The sequence below is a fragment of the Streptomyces sp. MMCC 100 genome, assembly GCF_041538145.2.
Lineage (GTDB): Bacteria > Actinomycetota > Actinomycetes > Streptomycetales > Streptomycetaceae > Streptomyces.
Genome location: NZ_JBGORK020000001.1, coordinates 6,368,417 through 6,386,130 on the forward strand (window position 1 = coordinate 6,368,417; position 17,714 = coordinate 6,386,130).

Genomic DNA, 17,714 nt, shown 5'->3' on the forward strand with positions numbered 1-17,714 from the left:
AGGGGGTGCCCCGACCGCAGCTGGGCACGGCGGGCGCACACCTCAACAGTAGGCCGCGGAAGGCTTCCAGGGGCACTGGTCGTCGACGGTTGCCCGAATGCCACCCGGCCACCCGTATGCATCTGATATGCGCCGATCGGGTGGCCTTCAACCGCTATTCCTCAGCCGAAAGCGCGACACCCGCCGCCGCTTCGGCTCCTTGTTCGAGGAGTACACCGAAACCGTCCTCGTTCAGAACCGGCACTTTCAGTTGCATCGCCTTGTCGTACTTCGAACCGGGGTTGTCACCGACCACGACGAACGACGTCTTCTTGGACACCGATCCGGTCACTTTGGCGCCCCTGTTCTGGAGGGCCTCCTTGGCGCCGTCCCGGGTGAAGTTCTCCAGGGTGCCGGTGACGACGACGGTGAGTCCTTCGAGCGGGCGCGGGCCTTCGTCCTCCCCCGTCGACCGGTCCTCCAGCGGAACCCCGGCCGCCTTCCACTTGCGGACGATCTCCCGGTGCCAGTCCACGGCGAACCACTCCTTGACGGCGGCGGCGATGATGTCGCCCACCCCGTCCGGGCGCGCCAACTCCTCCTCGGTGGCCTGCTCGATGCGGTCGATGGAGCGGAACTCGCGGGCGAGGGCCTGGGCGGCGACCGGCCCCACGTACCGGATGGACAGACCGTTGATGAAGCGGGCCAGCGGGCGGGTCTTGGCCTCCTCGATGTGCTGCAGCAGCGCGAGGGTGTTCTTCTTCGGCTCGCCCTCCTTGTTGGCGAAGACCGTGGCGATCTTCTCCTCGCCGGTCTTGGGGTCACGCTTGGGCAGCCCGCTGTCCGGGTCGAGGACGTACGCCTTGATGGGCAGCAGCTTCTCGACGGTGAGGTCGAAGAGGTCACCCTCGTCCACCAGCGGGGGCTCGGACGGCTCCAGCGGCCCGGTCAGCGCGGCCGCCACGACCCCGCCGAAGTGCTCGATGTCCAGGCACTCCCGGCCGGCGAGGTAAGCGACGCGCTCGCGCAACTGGGCAGGACAGGCGCGGGCGTTGGGACACCGCAGATCGATGTCGCCCTCCTTCATCGCCTTCAGCGGCGTCCCGCACTCGGGGCACTCGGCCGGCATCACGAACTCCCGCTCGCTGCCGTCCCTGAGGTCGGCGACCGGCCCGAGGATCTCCGGGATGACGTCACCGGCCTTGCGCAGCACCACGGTGTCGCCGATGAGCACGCCCTTGGCCTTGACGACCTCCTGGTTGTGCAGCGTGGCGAACTCCACCTCGCTGCCGGCCACCGTGACCGGCTCGACCTGCGCGTACGGCGTGACACGGCCGGTGCGTCCGACGCCCACCTTGATGTCGACGAGCCTGGTGTTGACCTCCTCCGGCGCGTACTTGTAGGCGATGGCCCAGCGGGGCGCGCGGGCCGTGGAGCCGAGCCGGCCCTGGAGGCGGATCTCGTCGAGCTTGACGACGACACCGTCGATCTCGTGCGCGACGGAGTGCCTGTTCTCGCCGTAGTACGCGATGAAGTCCCGTACGCCGTCCAGGCCGTCGACCACCCTGTTGTGCGGGGAGGTGGGCAGACCCCAGGTCTTCAGCAGGTCGTACGCCTGGGAGAGGCGGGTCATGCCCGCGTAGCCCTCCAGGGTGCCGATGCCGTGGACCACCATGTGCAGCGGGCGGGAGGCGGTGACGCGCGGGTCCTTCTGGCGCAGCGAACCGGCCGCCGCGTTGCGCGCGTTGGCGAAGGGCTTGTCACCGGCCTCGTTCAGCCGGGCGTTGAGCTCCTGGAACTTCTCCATCGGGAAGTAGACCTCGCCCCGGATCTCCACGAGGTCGGGCACCTTGTCGCCCGCAAGGCGCTCGGGGATCTCGGCGATGGTGCGCACGTTGGGCGTGATGTCCTCGCCGGTGCGGCCGTCGCCGCGGGTGGCGGCGCGGACGAGGCGGCCGCGCTCGTAGGTGAGGTTGACGGCGAGTCCGTCGACCTTCAGCTCGCACAGGAAGTGGTACTCCTGCTCGCCCAGCTCCCGGGCGATGCGCTCGAACCAGGCGGCCAGCTCGTCGTCGTTGAAGGTGTTGTCCAGGGAGAGCATCCGCGTGGGGTGCTCCACGGCCGTGAACTCGGTCGCGTAGGAACCGGCGACCTTCTGGGTCGGGGACTCGGGGGTGCGCAGCTCCGGATACCGCTCCTCCAGCTCCTCCAGGGTGCGCAGCAGCCGGTCGAACTCCGCGTCGCTGACCACGGGGGCGTCGTTCACGTAGTACCGGAACCGGTGCTCCTCGATCTGCTCGGCGAGCCGCATGTGCCGCTCCCGCGCCTCGGCGGGCACGCTGGTCGTCTCCACCTGCTTGTCGCCCTGCTTGTCGCCGGCCACCGTATGGTCCTCCCGTTACTCTGGGTTGTCCGCGAGGGATCTTGCCGCCCGGACGCAGTGGGCGAGCGCGCGCCGGGCGTACTCCGGGGAGGCGCCCGCGAGTCCGCACGCGGGAGTGACGGTGACCGCCTCCGCGAGCAGCTCCGGGCGCAGCCCCAGCCTGCGCCACAGCGTTCTGACACCCATGACGCTACCGGCAGGGTCTGACAATGCGGTGTCCGTGCCCGGCACGACACCGGCGAACAGCCGGGTGCCGCCCTCGACGGCCTCGCCGATCGCGTCGTCGTCACGCTCGGTGAGAAGTGCGAAGTCGAAGGAGACGCCCGCGACACCCGCCCGGCGCAGCAGGGCGAACGGCACGTCCGGTGCGCAGGAGTGGACCACGACGGGGCCGCCGTCGTGCACCCCGGCGACCTCGCGGAGGGTGGCCTCCACGACTTGGCGGTCGACGGCGCGGTGGGTGCGGTAGCCGCTGGCGCTGCGCACCTGGCCGCGCAGGACGGCGGTGAGGGACGGTTCGTCGAGCTGGAGGACGATGCGGGCGCCCGGCACGCGGCGCTGTACTTCGGCCAGGTGCAGGCGCAGGCCCTCGGCGAGCGAGGCGGCGAGATCGCGGCAGGCGCCGGGGTCGGAGAGGACCGCCTCGCCGCCTCGCAGTTCCAGGGCGGCGGCGAGGGTCCAGGGGCCGACGGCCTGGACCTTGAGCGGGCCCTCGTAGCCCTGGGTGAACTCCTCCAGCGCATCGAGGTCCTCCCCGAGCCAGGCCCGGGCCCGCTTGGTGTCCCGCCCCGGCCGGTCGCCGAGCCGCCAGCCGCTGGGCTCCACGCGCGCGTACAGCTCGACGAGCATGCCGGCGGTGCGGCCGATCATGTCGGCGCCGGGGCCGCGGGCGGGCAGCTCGGGGAGGAAGGGGAAGTCCTCGAAGGTGCCGGTGGCGGTTTTGGCGGCCTCTCGGGCGTCCTGGCCCGGGAGGCTGCCGATGCCGGTGGCGGGGGCGAAGTTGTCGTTCACGGGGCAAGCGTACGCAGGGACGCGGGGCTGGATTTCGCCCCCGCCGCCCCTTCCCGTCCTCGTCCCTGGGGGTCGCGCCCCCAGACCCTCAAGAAGGCGCTCACCGTCCCGGGCGCACCGTCAGGTCGTTGACCTCCGCGTCCCTCGGGAGGTCCAGGGCCATCAGGATCGTGGTGGCGACGGACTCGGGGTCGATCCACTTCGCCGGGTCGTACTCCTTGCCCTCCTGCTGGTGGACCTTGGCCTGCATCGGGCTGGCGGTGCGGCCGGGGTAGACCGAGGTGACGCGGACGCCGTTCGCGTGCTCCTCCTGGCGCAGGGCGTCGGCGAGGGCCTTCAGGCCGTGCTTGGAGGCGCCGTACGCGGCCCAGCCGGCGTGGGCGTTCAGTCCGGAACCGGAGTTGACGAAGAGCACCTGTCCCTGGGCGACGCGGAGCTGGGGCAGCAGGAGGCGGGTCAGCTCGGCCGGGGCGACCAGGTTGACGTTCAGCTGGTTGATCCAGGTCTTCGGGGTGAGGTCACCGACCGGACCGAGGTCGACGACCCCGGCGATGTGCAGCAGCGAGTCCACCCGGTCGGGCAGCGTCTGGTGGGAGAGGGCCCAGGACAGCTTGCCCGGGTCGGAAAGGTCGCCGACCAGCGTCTTCGCGCCGGGGAGCGCGGCGGCGAGTTCCTTCGCGCGGCCCGCGTCGCGCGCGTGCAGCACGATCTCGTCGCCGCGTTCGTGCAGGCGGCGGGCGACGGCCGCGCCGATGCCGGAGCCCGCTCCGGTGATCACATGTGTAGCCATGCCCGCCATGCTCGCACCACCGGCACCTCACTCGATGCCCTGGCTCTCCTCCAGGTAGGCGAGCGCGCCGACCGGCTCCTCGGCGAAGAAGACCAGCTCGGTGAGGGGTCGGGGCAGGAAGCCCTCGTCCTCCATGCGGCGGAACTGCTCCCTGAGGCCGTCGTAGAAGCCCGCGGTGTTGAGCAGGACGACCGGCTTGTCGGTGTGCCCGTGCTTCTTCAGCTCCAGGATCTCGGTGGCCTCGTCGAGCGTGCCGGTGCCGCCCACCATGATGACCACGGCGTCGGCCTTCTCCAGCAGCAGCCGCTTGCGCTCGGCCAGGTCCGGGGCGATCACCATCTCGTCGGCGCCCTCGCGCGCCTTGGCCGCCAGGAAGTCCACCGAGACCCCGAGCAGCCGTCCTCCCGACTCCTGCACGCCGTCGGCGACCACCTTCATCAGGCCGACGTCCGAGCCGCCCCAGACGAGGGTGTGACCGCCCTTGCCGAGCAGTTCGGCGAACTCCTTGGCGGGGCCCGTGTAGCGCTCGTCGAGGTCGGCGGCGGAGAGGAAGACGCAGATGTTCATGGATCAACGGTACGTTCCCGCGCGGGCGGGAAGAACCGGGCTTCCGGTCGTGCTGTCCCCAGGAGAGCCGGCCACCGAGCCCAGGAGGACGATCGTGACCAAAGGACTCAAGGCACTCAACAGACTCAAGGGACTAACGGGACTCAAGGGACTCAAGGGACTCAAGGGACTCAAGGGACACCGCATCACCGTCGAGCCGAGCGGCCGCCACGTGCGCGTGGTGCACGGCGAGCAGGTGCTGGCGGAGAGCGACGAGGCGCTGGTGCTGCGGGAGACGGGCCTGCCCGAGCGCTACTACATCCCGCCCCGGGACGTACGCCTCGACCTCCTGGCCCCGTCCGACACCCACACGCACTGCCCCTTCAAGGGGGACGCGTCCTACTGGTCGCTGCCCGGCGCGGCGGACCTGGTCTGGGCGTACCCGGATCCGAAGCCGGAGGTCGCGGAGATCAAGGACCACTTCTGCTTCTACGAGGTCGAGGTGTCCTGAGCGATGATTCGCGTGCTGTAGGGCAGTCTGCACAGGCATGGAGAAGAAGACTGTTTCGCGTGACGGCACGCCCATCGCCTACGAACGCTCCGGGCAGGGTCCGGCGGTCGTGCTCGTCAGCGGCGCGATGTCGACCGGCGCCACGATGGCGCCGCTGGCCGCCGAGCTGTCGGGCCGTTTCGACGTCACCGTGTACGACCGCCGGGGGCGCGGCGAGAGCGGCGACACGGCGCCCTACGCGGTGGAACGCGAGATCGATGACCTGGCGGCACTGGTCGAGGTGGTGGGCGGCGAGGCCTCGCTGTACGGCATGTCGTCGGGCGGCGCGCTGGTGCTCCGGGCGGCGGCGAGCGGTCTGCCGGTGCGCCGGGCCGCCGTGTACGAGGTGCCGTACGCCATGGACGACGCCGCCACGCGGGCCGCGGCCGAGTACACCGAGCGGCTGGCCGAGGCACTCGGGCAGGACCGGCGCGGGGACGCCGTGGAGCTGTTCCTGCGCCGCACCGGGCTGGGCGAGGACATGATCCGGGGCGCCCGGCAGTCCCCCATGTGGGCCGGGATGGAGTCGGTGGCGCCGAGTCTGGCGTACGACGACACCGTGATGGGCGACGGCCGGGTGCCCACGTCCGCGATCGCCTCGATCACCGCTCCCCTCCTGGTCCTCGCGGGCGGCGCGAGCGACGCGTGGTGGCACGAGGCCGCCCGCGCGGTCGCTCAGGCGGCCCCCGACGGCAGGTACGGCACCGTGGACGGGCAGACCCACATGGTGGAGCCGGGCGTCCTGGCGCCGGTGCTGGCGGAGTTCCTCGCCGGGTGAGCCGGCGACCACGAGGGCGCCGCCGGGCTGCCCGGCGGACGGATCAGGCCGCGCCGGCCGTCGCGCGCGAGGTGGACGCGATGGTCGCCGAGCCCACCACGCGGGTGCCGTCGTACAGCACGATCGCCTGGCCGGGGGCGACGCCGCGGACCGGCTCGGTGAAGGTCACCTCCAGGGTGCCGTCGACCAGTTCGGCCCGTACCTCGGTCTCGCCGCCGTGGGCGCGCAGCTGGGCGGTGTAGGTGCCGGGGCCGGTGGGGGCGGCGCCGCACCAGCGGGGCTTGATCGCGCACAGGGCGTCGACGTCGAGTGCCTCGGCCGGGCCGACCGTCACGGTGTTGTTCACCGGGGAGATGTCCAGGACGTAGCGCGGCTTGCCGTCGGGGGCCGGGGTGCCGATCCTGAGGCCCTTGCGCTGGCCGATGGTGTAGCCGTAGGCGCCCTCGTGGGTGCCGAGCCGGTTGCCGGCCTCGTCGACGATGTCGCCCTCGGCCTTGCCGAGCCGGTCGGCGAGGAAGCCCTGGGTGTCGCCGTCGGCGATGAAGCAGATGTCGTGCGAGTCGGGCTTCTTGGCCACCGCCAGGCCCCTGCGCTCGGCCTCCGCGCGGATCTCGTCCTTGGTCGTGACCGTGTCGCCGAGCGGGAACATCGCGTGGGCGAGCTGCCGGTCGTCGAGCACACCGAGGACGTAACTCTGGTCCTTGGCCATGTCGGAGGCGCGGTGCAGCTCTCGGGTGCCGTCCTCGCGCAGGATCACCTGGGCGTAGTGGCCGGTGCAGACGGCGTCGAAGCCCAGCGCGAGGGCCTTGTCGAGGAGCGCCGCGAACTTGATCTTCTCGTTGCAGCGCAGGCACGGGTTCGGGGTGCGGCCGGCCTCGTACTCGGCGACGAAGTCCTCGACCACGTCCTCCCGGAAGCGGTCGGCGAGGTCCCACACGTAGAACGGGATGCCGATGACGTCGGCGGCGCGGCGGGCGTCCCGTGAGTCCTCGATGGTGCAACAGCCCCGGGCGCCCGTGCGGAAGGACTGCGGGTTGGCGGAGAGCGCCAGGTGGACGCCGGTCACGTCGTGCCCCGCCTCGGCCGCGCGGGCGGCGGCGACGGCGGAGTCGACTCCGCCCGACATGGCGGCGAGGACGCGGAGGGGACGGGTGCGCTGCGGGGTCTCAGTCATAACCCCTCCAGAGTACGGGGAGGCGGGAACCGGAGCGCGCGAGTATGCGTTGAAGATCGTATGGGGGCGAAGCAGGGTTCCACGGGCGGGTCCACGAGCGGCGGGTCCGCCGACGGCGACCGGCGCATCGGCCGGCGGGCGCTGATCGTCGGCGGTGCGGCGGCGGCCGTGGGCACCGGTGTGCTGGCCCGCGACGAGCTGTCCCGGCTGTGGTGGCGGATGCCGGGCGTCGAGCGGCCCCGCGAGGAGGGCGTGGTCGACTACGCGGGCGCGCGCTGGGTGGCGGCGTCGGACGCGAACTGGCGGCGGGCGGACCGGCCGGACGACTTCGGCATCGACATGGTGATCGTCCATGTCACCCAGGGCAGTTTCGACAGCGCGGTGCGGGCCTTCCAGGACCCGGGGCACAAGGCGGCCGCGCACTACATCGTGGGGCAGGACGGGCGGGTCACCCAGATGATCCGCGAGCTGGACGTGGCCTACCACGCGGGCAACCGCGACTACAACGAACGCAGTGTCGGCATCGAGCACGAGGGCTTCGTGGACCGCCCGCAGGACTTCACCGACGCGATGTACGCCGCCTCCGCGCGGCTGACGGCGGGGATCTGCGCGCGGTACGACATACCCGTGGACCGCAAGCACATCCTCGGCCACGTGGAGGTGCCGGGCACCGACCACACCGATCCGGGGCCGCACTGGGACTGGGACCGGTATCTGAAGCTGGTGCGGCGGGCGGCGACGAGCGGCCCGTCGAAGCCGCCGACCAAGGCCTGAGCCCTACGACAGTCCGGCCGCCCTGGCGCGTTCCACCGCGGGGCCGATCGCCTTGGCGAGCGCCTCCACGTCGGCCGCGGTCGAGGTGTGGCCGAGGGAGAAGCGCAGGGTGCCGCGGGCCAGGTCGGGGTCGGTTCCGGTGGCCAGCAGGACGTGGCTGGGCTGGGCGACGCCCGCGGTGCAGGCGGAGCCGGTGGAGCACTCGATGCCCTGGGCGTCGAGCAGGAGGAGGAGGGAGTCGCCCTCGCATCCCGGGAAGGTGAAGTGGGCGTTGGCGGGAAGGCGCCCCTGAGGTGCCGGATCGCCGCCGAGGATCGCGTCCGGGACCGCCGCGCGGACGGCGTCGACCAGGTCGTCGCGCAGGGCGCCGACCTCACGGGCGAACCACTCGCGCTGCTCGGCGGCGAGACGGCCGGCGACCGCGAAGGAGGCGACGGCGGGGACGTCGAGGGTGCCGGAGCGCACGTGGCGTTCCTGTCCGCCGCCGTGCAGGACGGGTACCGGGGTGTACTCCCGGCCCAGCAGCAGTGCGCCGATGCCGTAGGGGCCGCCGATCTTGTGGCCGGAAACGGTCATGGCGGCGAGCCCGGAGGCGGCGAAGTCGACCGGGAGCTGACCGAAGGCCTGGACCGCGTCGGCGTGCAGCGGCACGTCGAACTCGGCGGCCACGTCGGCGAGTTCCCTCACCGGCATGATCGTGCCGATCTCGTTGTTGGCCCACATGACGGTGGCGAGGGCGACGTCGCCGGGTTCGCGGGCGATGGCCTCGCGCAGTGTCTCGGGGTGGACCCGGCCGTGGGCGTCCACCGGCAGGTACTCCACGGTGGCGCCCTCGTGCTCGCCGAGCCAGTGCACGGCGTCGAGGACCGCGTGGTGCTCGACGGGACTGGCCAGGACCCGGGTGCGGGCCGGGTCGGCGTCGCGGCGGGCCCAGTACAGGCCCTTGACGGCGAGGTTGTCGGCCTCGGTGCCGCCGGAGGTGAGGACCACTTCGCTGGGGCGGGCGCCGAGCGACTCGGCGAGGGCCTCGCGGGCCTCCTCGACGGTGCGCCGCGCCCGGCGGCCGGACGCGTGGAGGGAAGAGGCGTTGCCGGTGACGCTCAGGTGCGCGGTGAGTGCCTCGACTGCCTCGGGAAGCATCGGGGTCGTCGCGGCGTGGTCGAGGTAAGCCATGGTGCGGCCGATTCTACGGGGCGGTTCCGCCCGGCCTCGGACCAAGGCTGGCCTCGTCGCGCGGCGGCCCGGACGAGACGGTGCGGTGGGCTCACAGGCTCCACGACATCGTGTTGTCCGCGGACATGAACGCCACCAGGACCAGCAGGTCGGCGACGCCCAGGCCGAGACCGAGGAGGGCCCGGCCGCGACGGGCGGTGCCGCGCCACAGGGCGACGCTCGCGAGGGCGATGGCGATCGGGCCCAGGAAGACGTTGAGGACGAGCAGCCCGAGCAGGCCGAGGACGAAGGAGGCGACGGCCATGCCGTCGGTGTCGTGGATGCCCGTACGACGGGTGGCTCGGGTGGTGCGGTCGGCGTCGGTGGTGCGGTTGGCCGGTGCGGTGAGCTGCATGGCGTTCTCCCTGCCGTGCGTCGGTGGACCGTGCGTCGGTGGACGTGCGTCGGTGGACGTGCGTCAGTGGGCGGAGGTGCTCCGTCGGCGGCCGTGCCGCTCGCGGAGCGCGAAGACGCCGAGCCAGACGGCGATGACCAGGCCGGCCGCGACGGAGAAGGTGAGCGGTGCGTGGACGACGGCGCCCAGGACCACACCGAGGAGCAGAAGTGCGACGACGAGAAACAGCATGGAGCGGATCCCCCAATCTTGCGCGGACACTTCGGTGAACGGTTGTGGTTACAGTTGTTCACTGACTTCCAGTCTAGCGCGCCGTACGACTTTTCAATTCCAGAGAACAGTTGTTAACTGCATGGCATGAGTCACACCTCCGGCGTTCGGCAGGCACAGAAGCAGAAGACCCGGCAGGCGCTCCTGGACGCGGCGCTCGGCCTGCTGGAGGAGCAGAGTCTGAGCAGCCTGGGGCTGCGCGAGGTCACCCGCGCCGTGGGCGTCGCCCCGACCGCCTTCTACCGGCACTTCCGCTCCACGGCGGATCTCGGCGTGGCACTGGTCGAGGAGGCGCTGGGCAGCCTGCACCCGATGATCCGGACCACGATGTCACCGGCCGAGGACGACGACGAACGCATCGCCCGCGCGGTCGAGTTGATCGCCGGTCATGTGGCCGCGCACCCGGCCCACGTCCGCTTCATCGCGCGGGAGCGGCACGGCGGCGTACAGCCGGTGCGTCAGGCCATACGGGAGCAACTGGCGCGGTTCGCCGAGGAGGTGAAGGCGGGACTGGCCCAGGACGCGTCGGCGGCGGGCTGGAGCGACGCCGACCTGCGGATGCTCGCGGGCCTCTACGTCGACCAGATGCTGATCACGGCCTCCCTGTTCCTGGAGACGCTGGAGGCCCCCGAGGAGGAGCGCCGGGCGGCCGCGGAGACGGCGGCCCGGCAACTGCGGCTGATCAGCATCGGCCGCAGGCACTGGATGGACTGACGACAGCGGACGCCGGGCGGGCAGGGCTCCGCACCGGCGGCCGGAAGGACGTACGGCCGGTTCAGCCGAGCCGGACCCGGGCCAGTTGACGGGACTGGGCGACCAGCCGGTCGGCGCTGTCCCAGACCTCGGCGTCCTCCTCCAGGAAGCCGCCGGCGAGGTTGCGGGTGGTGATGGAGACCCGCAGCGGGCCCGGTGCCGGACGGCAGCGCACGTGCGCGGTCAGCTCGACCGTCGGCACCCAGCCCTTGAGCCCCAGCTCGAAGGCGGTCGGCGGCAGCGCGTCCACCGCGAGGAGCAGCGAGAGCGGGTCGGCGTCGCGGCCGTCGGCGAGGCCGAACCAGGCCCGCATCTCGCCCCGTCCCGAGGGCTGCCCCAGCGCCCAGCCCAGGGTGGCGGGGTCCAGCTTGAGCATCAGCCGGTCGGCGATGGCCGAGCTGCCGTCGACGGGGGCGGGGCCGTCCTCCGGGCCGAAGCACTGCTCCGCCGGCGGGATCGCGGGCGGCTTCGCCGAGGTGCGGACGTCGTCGGGCAGCGTGTCGAGGTCGCCGTAGGAGGCGAGGACGCGGATGCGCTCGACCTCGTCGCCCTCGTCGTCGTACTGGAAGAGGGAGGCCTGGCCGGTGGAGAGGGTGCGGCCCGTACGGACGGTCTCGGTGCGCACGACCGCCGGACCGGGCCGGGAGGCGGTGAGGTAGTGCGCCGAGACGGTGAAAGGGTCGGGGTGCGGGAGCGCGTCGCCGAGGGCCCGGCCGAGGACGGCCAGCAGGTAGCCGCCGTTGACGGCGTTGATGATCGTCCAGCCGGCCGACAGGTCGATGTCGTAGACGCCGGGGGCGCGTCGGGTGACGGCGGTGTCGCGGTCGAACTCGCTGTCGCCGATGGTGGCCCGTGTGGCCGCTGCGGAGGCTGCTTCTGGCATGACTGCACGGTACAACAGGAAACTACTAAGCGGTAGCTTTCTGTTTCCGCTCCCGAGCGCGCAGATACGTCTCCAGCTCCGCCGCCCCGGTCACCATCGCCCGGCCACGGGCGGACACACGGTCGCGCCACTCGCGCAGGGCGGGCTCCAGCGACTCCAGTCCCCCGGCCGACCGCACCTGGGCGATGACGGACGCGATCCGCTCCAGCGGATAGCCGCCTCTCCTGAGCTGGTGCGCGAGGCGGGCATCCCGTACGTCCGCCTCGTCGTAGCGGCGGTATCCGGTCACCGGGTCGCGACGTGGGCGCACCAGGCCTGCGCGCTCCCACTTGCGCAGGGTCGCGGGCCGGATGCCCAGCTCCCCGGCGAGCGCTCCGATGAACCCGCCCGCCGTCCCCGGCACCTCCCCCGCGGCCTCGGGGGCCAGATCCCGCAGCGCGTCCTCCACCGCCTGCAGCGTCCGCCGGTCGTCGAGCAACTGCGCGTGACTCTCGTCGATCAGCCGGAGCGCCTCGTCCACCGCCCCCTCGTTCACGCCCCGCAGCACCGCGGCCGCCGTCCCGTGCCCGTGGCCCGCCACCAGGGCGAGGAAGGCGTCCAGGGCCTGGGCGTGCAGCGTGGTGTAAGCGCGGTACCCACTGGCCGTCCGGGCGGCGGCCGGGAGGATGCCGGCCGCCTCGTAGTTCCTGACCGCCTGCGCCGACAGACCGTGCGCGCGGGCCAGGTCGACCGGCCTGAGCTTTCCGTGACTTTGAAGCTTGCCGGCCATGAACCCCATGTCTCCGCAGCAAAGTTTCAACCGATGGTTCAACGATACCGTTGAAGCCATGGCTGAACGCATCCAGAACATCGCCCGCCCCCTGGACGCCGCCGCGGTGATGCGGCTGCTGCCGACCCGGCCCCGGCTGCTCGCCCTGGGCGAGCCCACCCACGGTGAGGACGCTCTCCTCGACGTGCGCAACGCCGTCTTGCGGCAACTCGTCCAGCAGCACGGCTACCGGACGATCGCGATCGAGAGCGACTGCCTGAGGGGGTTGGTCGTGGACGACTACGTCACACGGGGCACCGGCAGTCTCGACGAGGTCGTGGAGGGCGGGTTCAGCCATCCCTGGGGCCCCAGCGCGCCCAACCGGGAGCTGGTCCGCTGGATGCGCGCGTACAACGAGGACCGGCCCGCGCACGAGCGGATCCGCTTCGCCGGTTTCGACGGCCCGCTGGAGATCACCGGCGCCGCGAGCCCCCGGCAGGCCCTCACCGCGCTCCACGACTACCTGTCGGCCGCGGTGGACCCGGCCCTGCTCCCCTGCACCCCGAAGACACTGGACCGCCTGCTCGGCGCCGACGACCGGTGGACCGAGCCCGAGGCGATGACGGACCCGGCGCGGTCCGTGGGGCGGTCGGCCGAGGCCGGGGAGCTGCGGACGCTCGCCGCCGACCTGGTGTCCCTGCTGGCCGAGCAGACGCCGCACCTGCTCGCCTCCTCCTCACGGGACGACTGGGAGCGGGCGCGCCTGCACGGGCGTACCGCCACCGGACTGCTGACGTACCACTACTGGATGGCCGAGGCCTCCCCGGCCCGCATGACCCGGATGCTGGGCGTGCGGGACCGGATGATGGCGGACAACCTCCTCGCGCTCGCCGACCGGGGGCCGACGCTCGTCCACGCCCACAACTCCCACCTCCAGCGCGAGCAGAGCTCGATGCGGATGTGGCAGGGGCGACTGGAGTGGTGGAGCGCCGGTGCCCTCGTCAGCGCCCGGCTCGGCAGGGAGTACGCCTTCGTGGCGACGGCTCTCGGCACGATCCGGCATCAGGGGGTGGACACCCCGCCGCCGGGCACCGTCGAGGGGCTCCTCTACGCGCTGCCCGAGAACCCCTGCGTCGTCGACCCCGCGCTCCTGGCCGACGCCCTCGGCGACCCGCGGCCGGCGCCCCGGGTCTCCCCCTGGTTCGGCTACGCCCCGCTCGACCCCGGCCACCTGGACACCGTCGACGGCGTCGTCTTCGTCAAGGACATGCCGCGCCCGTAGCCGTTCGGCTCAGTCCCCCTCGACCACCGTCGACCTGCGGTTCCAGGCGCGCGGCGCCCGCCAGTGGTAGCGCAGGGCGAGCAGCCGCAGGACGAAGGCCGTGACGACCGCGAGTCCGCTGGTGAAGGGGGTGAGCGTCTCGTAGCGGATGCACAGGGCGACCATCGTGGAGCCGACGATCGCCGGTACGGCGTACAGGTCGCGGTCCCAGCGCAGCAGCGAGGGCACCTCGTTGGCGAGCACGTCGCGCAGGACGCCGCCACCCACGGCGGTGGTCAGGCCGAGGCACGCCGAGGCGGTCAGGCCGAGACCGTAGTCGTACGCCTTGGTGGTGCCGGCGACGCAGAACAGGCCGAGGCCCGCCGCGTCGAAGATGTTCACGCCGGTCTGGAGGCGCTCCACGTGGGGGTGGAGGAAGAAGACCAGCAGCGTCGCGAGCAGCGGGGTGAGGAAGTATCCGAGGTCGGTGAAGGCGGCGGGCGGCACCGCGCCGATCACCAGGTCCCGGAACAGTCCGCCGCCCAGCGCGGTGACCTCGGCGAGGACGGCGATGCCGAAGACGTCGAAGTTCTTGCGTACGGCCAGCAGCGCGCCGGAGATGGCGAAGACGAAGATGCCGACCAGGTCGAGCGTGTGCTGGACGGTGGGGCTGAAGAGTTGCTCGTACACCCTTCCATTCTTACCTGCCAGTGAGCCCCTGCCTTACAAACGAAGGCAGGGGCTCACTGGTAGGGCGCGGGTGAGTGAGGTCACTTCTCCTTGGCGGGAGGCTCCTCGTCGCCGCTCTCGGCGCTCTCCGCACCCTCGACGGTCTCCGCGCCCTCGGCGCTCTCCGCACCCTCGACGGTCTCGGCACCCTCGGTGGTCTCCGCACCCTCGGTGCTCTCCGACGCCTCGACCTCCGCGGCCACCGCCGCCGAGGTCGCCGCCGACTCGGCCAGCGCCTCCTCCGACACCAGCTCCGCCGCCTCCTTGGCCGCGGTGAGCAGGACGACGTCCTGCGGTGCCTGGTCCTCGAAGTTCTCCGGATGGTGGCAGGCCACCTGCTGGCCCGGCCGCAGCTCCTTGAGCGGCGGCTCGGTGGTGGTGCAGATCTGCGTCGCCTTCCAGCACCGGGTGTGGAAGCGGCAGCCGGTCGGCGGGGCGATCGGCGAGGGCACGTCGCCCTTGAGCAGGATGCGCTCGCTCTTGGCCGACTTGCGGGCCGGGTCCGGGATCGGGACGGCCGACATCAGCGCCTTGGTGTACGGGTGCATCGGCGACTTGTAGAGCAGGTCGCGGTCGGCCAGCTCCATGATCTTGCCGAGGTACATCACCGCGATGCGGTCCGAGACGTGCCGGACGACGGACAGGTCGTGCGCGATGATCACGTACGTCAGGCCCAGCTCCTGCTGGAGGTCGTCGAGCAGGTTGACGACCTGGGCCTGGATCGACACGTCGAGCGCGGAGACCGGCTCGTCGGCCACGACCAGCTTCGGGTTGAGCGCGAGCGCGCGGGCGATGCCGATGCGCTGGCGCTGGCCGCCGGAGAACTCGTGCGGATAGCGGTTGTAGTGCTCGGGGTTGAGACCGACCACCGACAGCAGCCGCTGGACCTCCTTCTTGACCCCGCCCTCGGGCTGGACGCCCTGGAGCTTGAAGGGGGCGCTGACGATCGTGCCGATGGTGTGGCGCGGGTTCAGCGAGGAGTACGGGTCCTGGAAGATCATCTGCACGTCGCGGCGCAGCGGACGCATGCCGCCGACCCCGAGGTGGGTGATGTCCTTGCCCTGGAACTCGACCTTGCCCGCGGTCGGCTCCAGGAGCCGGGTGATCAGCCGGCCCATGGTCGACTTGCCGCAGCCGGACTCGCCCACGACGCCCAGCGTTTCGCCGGACCTGACCTCGAAGTCGATGCCGTCGACGGCGCGGACCGCGCCGACCTGGCGCTGCAGCAGGCCCTTCTTGATCGGGAAGTGCTTCTGCAGCCCGGTGACCTTCAGCAGGGTCTCGCCGGGGGCGGCACCCTTGGTGAGGGTGGCGGTCCCGGCGGACTTGCCCTCGGTGCCGTCGCTCTGCGCGGGGATGCCCACCGCTTCGTCCTTGGCTTCGTCACTCACAGCTTCGGCGCAATCTCTTCGGTCCAGATACGCTCCCGCTGCTCCTGCGACATGTGGCAGGCGGCCCAGTGCTTGCTGCCGACCTCGGTCAGCTCGGGGCGGACCGTGCGGGTGACGTCGTCCTTGGGCACGTCGGCGTACGGGCAGCGCGGGTTGAAGGCGCAGCCGGACGGGAGGTTGATGAGGGAGGGCGGCGAGCCCTTGACCGGGATGAGGCGTTCCTGCTGGTCGCGGTCGAGCCGCGGCATCGAGCCGAGCAGGCCCCAGGTGTAGGGGTGGCGGGGTTCGTAGAACACCTTCTCCGCCGGACCGCGCTCGACGCACCGGCCGCCGTACATCACCAGGAGGTCGTCGGCCAGCTCGGCGACGACGCCCAGGTCGTGGGTGATGACGATGACCGCGGAGCCGAACTCCTTCTGCAGGTCCCGGATGAGGTCGAGGATCTGCGCCTGGACGGTGACGTCCAGGGCGGTGGTCGGCTCGTCCGCGATGAGCAGCTCGGGGTTGTTGACCAGCGACATCGCGATCATCGCGCGCTGGCGCATACCTCCGGAGAACTCGTGCGGGTAGCTGTCCACCCGCTTGTCCGGCTGCGGGATGCCGACCCGGTCGAGCATCTCCACCGCGCGGCGCTTGGCGGTCTTCTTGTCCACCTTGTGGTGGATGCGGTACGCCTCCACGATCTGCTGGCCGATCGTGTAGTACGGGTGCAGCGCGGACAGCGGATCCTGGAAGATCATCGCCATCTCGCGGCCGCGCAGCTTGCGCACGTGGTCGGGGTCGGCGGACAGCAGCTCGGTGCCGTCCAGCCAGATCTCGCCGGATATCCGCGCCTTGCGCTTGCCGTACTGGCCGGCGGTGTGCAGGCCCATGATGCCGAGCGAGGTCACCGACTTGCCGGAGCCGGACTCGCCCACGATGCCGAGGGTCTTGCCCTTCTCCAGCTGGAAGGAGAGCCCGTCGACGGACTTGACCAGACCGTCGTCGGTCGGGAAGTGGACCTTGAGGTCGCGTACTTCCAGGAAGGCGGTCGGCGCGGGCGAGGCGCCGGTGGGCTCGCCCACCGCTGCCCCGCTCTTGCTCAGTTCGGTCATGCGAGCCTCACTCGGGGGTCGATCACGGCGTACAGGATGTCCACCACGAGGTTGGCGATCAGCACCGCGAGAGAAGTGATCAGGACGACGCCCAGGATGAAGGGCAGGTCGTGGTTCTTGATCGCGTCCAGCACCTTCTGGCCGAGGCCGGGGAGGCTGAACGTGGTCTCGGTCAGGACCGCGCCGCCCATCAGGGCGCCGAGGTCCATGCCGAGCATGGTGAGCAGGGGGGTCAGGGTCGACCGCATCGCGTGCTTGCTGATGACGACCTGTTCCTTGAGGCCCTTGGCCCGCGCGGTGCGGATGTAGTCCTCGCCGAGGATCTCCAGCATGGTGGCGCGGGTGATCCGGGCGTACATCGCGGCGTACAGGAAGGCCAGCGTGATCCAGGGCAGGATCATGCCGCCGAACCATCCGCTGAAGCTCTCCTCGAGCGGTACGAACTCACCGTCGATCCAGCCCAGTCCGTAGGAGAAGATCGCCAGGCTGAGCAGACCGGTGAAGTAGATGGGGAGGGAGACACCCGCCAGGGCGACGACCATCGCGCTGCGGTCCCACAGGGTGCCGCGCTTGAGGGCGGAGAGCACACCGGCGGCCACGCCGAAGATCAGCCACAGCACGGCGGCACCGAGCGCGAGAGCCAGGGTCACCGGGAAACGCTCGGTCAGCACCGGCCACACGGACTGCTCGGTCTTGAAGGAGTAACCGAAGCAGGGCGCGGCGCAGTGGGTCACGTCGCCGCCGGCCGCGTAGGTACGGCCCGCGAAGATTCCCTTGAAGAACTCCCAGGCCTGCACGAGCACCGGGTCGCCCAGACCCAGCTTCTCCCGCACACCCTCGACGGCGGCGGGGTCCGCCTGCTTGCCGACGAAGTTCAGGGCGATGTCGACCCCGGCCCACTTGGGGACGAGGAAGAAGATGCAGAAGACCACCAGGATGATGACCACGAGCATCACTGCGGCGGCGAACAGCCGCCTGATGAGGTAAGCGAGCACGGGTTGCGGCCCGCTGCGTCCCGCGGGCCGCCGGAGGT

At 71.5% G+C, this 17,714-nt stretch carries 19 protein-coding genes; 5 read left to right on the forward strand and 14 right to left on the reverse strand.

What is annotated here, in order from left to right:
* Window positions 1-154 precede the first annotated feature (154 nt).
* From ligA to ABS735_RS29350, 4 genes are all read right to left on the reverse strand, one after another.
* A complete protein-coding gene (gene ligA, locus ABS735_RS29335) occupies window positions 155-2,362 on the reverse strand; it encodes an NAD-dependent DNA ligase LigA (RefSeq protein WP_373904462.1) in 2,208 nt (735 codons plus the stop codon).
* Between the two features lie 15 nt (window positions 2,363-2,377).
* Window positions 2,378-3,373, reverse strand: coding sequence for a methionine synthase (locus ABS735_RS29340; RefSeq protein ID WP_373904463.1), 996 nt, complete (start codon window positions 3,371-3,373; stop codon window positions 2,378-2,380).
* Between the two features lie 100 nt (window positions 3,374-3,473).
* Window positions 3,474-4,163 (reverse strand): SDR family oxidoreductase, encoded by a 690-nt coding sequence (locus tag ABS735_RS29345; RefSeq protein WP_373904464.1) that lies wholly within the window; start codon window positions 4,161-4,163, stop codon window positions 3,474-3,476.
* 27 nt (window positions 4,164-4,190) lie between these two features.
* Window positions 4,191-4,730 (reverse strand): LOG family protein, encoded by a 540-nt coding sequence (locus tag ABS735_RS29350; protein WP_373904465.1) that lies wholly within the window; start codon window positions 4,728-4,730, stop codon window positions 4,191-4,193.
* Window positions 4,731-4,914: 184 nt separating this feature from the next.
* On the opposite strand from ABS735_RS29350, the gene ABS735_RS29355 reads away from it, so the two are divergent.
* Both ABS735_RS29355 and ABS735_RS29360 read left to right on the forward strand, forming a co-directional pair.
* Entirely contained in the window at window positions 4,915-5,220 is a 306-nt protein-coding gene (locus ABS735_RS29355) for a DUF427 domain-containing protein (RefSeq protein WP_373904516.1), read from the forward strand.
* Between the two features lie 37 nt (window positions 5,221-5,257).
* Window positions 5,258-6,037 (forward strand): alpha/beta fold hydrolase, encoded by a 780-nt coding sequence (locus ABS735_RS29360; RefSeq protein ID WP_373904466.1) that lies wholly within the window; start codon window positions 5,258-5,260, stop codon window positions 6,035-6,037.
* Between the two features lie 43 nt (window positions 6,038-6,080).
* Here ABS735_RS29360 and mnmA read toward each other — a convergent pair whose 3' ends face one another.
* Window positions 6,081-7,211, reverse strand: coding sequence for a tRNA 2-thiouridine(34) synthase MnmA (mnmA, locus tag ABS735_RS29365; protein ID WP_373904467.1), 1,131 nt, complete (start codon window positions 7,209-7,211; stop codon window positions 6,081-6,083).
* A 60-nt stretch (window positions 7,212-7,271) separates the two neighbouring features.
* Between mnmA and ABS735_RS29370 the strand changes: the two genes are divergently transcribed.
* Window positions 7,272-7,985 (forward strand): N-acetylmuramoyl-L-alanine amidase, encoded by a 714-nt coding sequence (locus ABS735_RS29370; protein WP_373904468.1) that lies wholly within the window; start codon window positions 7,272-7,274, stop codon window positions 7,983-7,985.
* A 3-nt stretch (window positions 7,986-7,988) separates the two neighbouring features.
* Here the strand turns inward: ABS735_RS29370 and ABS735_RS29375 are convergent, their stop codons facing one another.
* The 3 genes from ABS735_RS29375 to ABS735_RS29385 all read right to left on the reverse strand — a co-directional run bounded on the left by ABS735_RS29375 (window position 7,989) and on the right by ABS735_RS29385 (window position 9,783).
* Window positions 7,989-9,158 carry a cysteine desulfurase family protein gene (locus ABS735_RS29375; protein WP_373904469.1) on the reverse strand — a complete coding sequence of 390 codons (1,170 nt, stop codon included), beginning with the start codon at window positions 9,156-9,158 and terminating at the stop codon, window positions 7,989-7,991.
* 91 nt (window positions 9,159-9,249) lie between these two features.
* On the reverse strand, window positions 9,250-9,552 hold the full coding sequence (locus ABS735_RS29380; protein ID WP_373904470.1) for a DUF4190 domain-containing protein: 303 nt from the start codon (window positions 9,550-9,552) through the stop codon (window positions 9,250-9,252).
* Between the two features lie 63 nt (window positions 9,553-9,615).
* On the reverse strand, window positions 9,616-9,783 hold the full coding sequence (locus ABS735_RS29385) for a hypothetical protein (RefSeq protein ID WP_373904471.1): 168 nt from the start codon (window positions 9,781-9,783) through the stop codon (window positions 9,616-9,618).
* A gap of 126 nt (window positions 9,784-9,909) precedes the next feature.
* Here ABS735_RS29385 and ABS735_RS29390 point away from each other — a divergent pair, with 126 nt between their 5' ends.
* Window positions 9,910-10,536, forward strand: a complete 627-nt coding sequence (locus tag ABS735_RS29390; protein WP_373904472.1) for a TetR family transcriptional regulator — start codon at window positions 9,910-9,912, stop codon at window positions 10,534-10,536.
* Window positions 10,537-10,597: 61 nt separating this feature from the next.
* On the opposite strand, the gene ABS735_RS29395 is transcribed toward ABS735_RS29390, so the two are convergent.
* Window positions 10,598-11,458 carry a thioesterase family protein gene (locus ABS735_RS29395; protein ID WP_373904473.1) on the reverse strand — a complete coding sequence of 287 codons (861 nt, stop codon included), beginning with the start codon at window positions 11,456-11,458 and terminating at the stop codon, window positions 10,598-10,600.
* A gap of 25 nt (window positions 11,459-11,483) precedes the next feature.
* Window positions 11,484-12,227 (reverse strand): TioE family transcriptional regulator, encoded by a 744-nt coding sequence (locus ABS735_RS29400; RefSeq protein ID WP_373904474.1) that lies wholly within the window; start codon window positions 12,225-12,227, stop codon window positions 11,484-11,486.
* A gap of 58 nt (window positions 12,228-12,285) precedes the next feature.
* Here ABS735_RS29400 and ABS735_RS29405 point away from each other — a divergent pair, with 58 nt between their 5' ends.
* Window positions 12,286-13,488, forward strand: coding sequence for an erythromycin esterase family protein (locus tag ABS735_RS29405; RefSeq protein ID WP_373904475.1), 1,203 nt, complete (start codon window positions 12,286-12,288; stop codon window positions 13,486-13,488).
* Between the two features lie 9 nt (window positions 13,489-13,497).
* Here the strand turns inward: ABS735_RS29405 and ABS735_RS29410 are convergent, their stop codons facing one another.
* The 4 genes from ABS735_RS29410 to ABS735_RS29425 all read right to left on the reverse strand — a co-directional run bounded on the left by ABS735_RS29410 (window position 13,498) and on the right by ABS735_RS29425 (window position 17,676).
* Window positions 13,498-14,157 carry a trimeric intracellular cation channel family protein gene (locus ABS735_RS29410; RefSeq protein ID WP_373904476.1) on the reverse strand — a complete coding sequence of 220 codons (660 nt, stop codon included), beginning with the start codon at window positions 14,155-14,157 and terminating at the stop codon, window positions 13,498-13,500.
* Window positions 14,158-14,237: 80 nt separating this feature from the next.
* On the reverse strand, window positions 14,238-15,587 hold the full coding sequence (locus ABS735_RS29415) for an ABC transporter ATP-binding protein (RefSeq protein WP_476755855.1): 1,350 nt from the start codon (window positions 15,585-15,587) through the stop codon (window positions 14,238-14,240).
* Window positions 15,584-16,681 (reverse strand): ABC transporter ATP-binding protein, encoded by a 1,098-nt coding sequence (locus tag ABS735_RS29420; RefSeq protein ID WP_373904477.1) that lies wholly within the window; start codon window positions 16,679-16,681, stop codon window positions 15,584-15,586. Before ABS735_RS29420 ends, ABS735_RS29415 begins: the two co-directional genes overlap by 4 nt.
* Window positions 16,678-17,676 carry an ABC transporter permease gene (locus ABS735_RS29425; protein ID WP_373904478.1) on the reverse strand — a complete coding sequence of 333 codons (999 nt, stop codon included), beginning with the start codon at window positions 17,674-17,676 and terminating at the stop codon, window positions 16,678-16,680. The genes ABS735_RS29420 and ABS735_RS29425 overlap by 4 nt, the downstream gene beginning before the upstream one ends.
* Window positions 17,677-17,714: the final 38 nt, after the last annotated feature.

Excerpts from the sequence above, each read along its gene's own strand:
- ABS735_RS29345 (WP_373904464.1), bottom strand. The coding sequence starts at position 4,163 with ATGGCTACACATGTGATCACCGGAGCGGGCTCCGGCATCGGCGCGGCC.
- ABS735_RS29350 (WP_373904465.1), bottom strand. The coding sequence starts at position 4,730 with ATGAACATCTGCGTCTTCCTCTCCGCCGCCGACCTCGACGAGCGCTAC.
- ABS735_RS29360 (WP_373904466.1), top strand. The coding sequence starts at position 5,258 with ATGGAGAAGAAGACTGTTTCGCGTGACGGCACGCCCATCGCCTACGAA.
- mnmA (WP_373904467.1), bottom strand. The coding sequence starts at position 7,211 with ATGACTGAGACCCCGCAGCGCACCCGTCCCCTCCGCGTCCTCGCCGCC.
- ABS735_RS29370 (WP_373904468.1), top strand. The coding sequence starts at position 7,272 with ATGGGGGCGAAGCAGGGTTCCACGGGCGGGTCCACGAGCGGCGGGTCC.
- ABS735_RS29375 (WP_373904469.1), bottom strand. The coding sequence starts at position 9,158 with ATGGCTTACCTCGACCACGCCGCGACGACCCCGATGCTTCCCGAGGCA.
- ABS735_RS29380 (WP_373904470.1), bottom strand. The coding sequence starts at position 9,552 with ATGCAGCTCACCGCACCGGCCAACCGCACCACCGACGCCGACCGCACC.
- ABS735_RS29385 (WP_373904471.1), bottom strand. The coding sequence starts at position 9,783 with ATGCTGTTTCTCGTCGTCGCACTTCTGCTCCTCGGTGTGGTCCTGGGC.
- ABS735_RS29390 (WP_373904472.1), top strand. The coding sequence starts at position 9,910 with ATGAGTCACACCTCCGGCGTTCGGCAGGCACAGAAGCAGAAGACCCGG.
- ABS735_RS29395 (WP_373904473.1), bottom strand. The coding sequence starts at position 11,458 with ATGCCAGAAGCAGCCTCCGCAGCGGCCACACGGGCCACCATCGGCGAC.
- ABS735_RS29400 (WP_373904474.1), bottom strand. The coding sequence starts at position 12,227 with ATGGCCGGCAAGCTTCAAAGTCACGGAAAGCTCAGGCCGGTCGACCTG.
- ABS735_RS29405 (WP_373904475.1), top strand. The coding sequence starts at position 12,286 with ATGGCTGAACGCATCCAGAACATCGCCCGCCCCCTGGACGCCGCCGCG.
- ABS735_RS29420 (WP_373904477.1), bottom strand. The coding sequence starts at position 16,681 with ATGACCGAACTGAGCAAGAGCGGGGCAGCGGTGGGCGAGCCCACCGGC.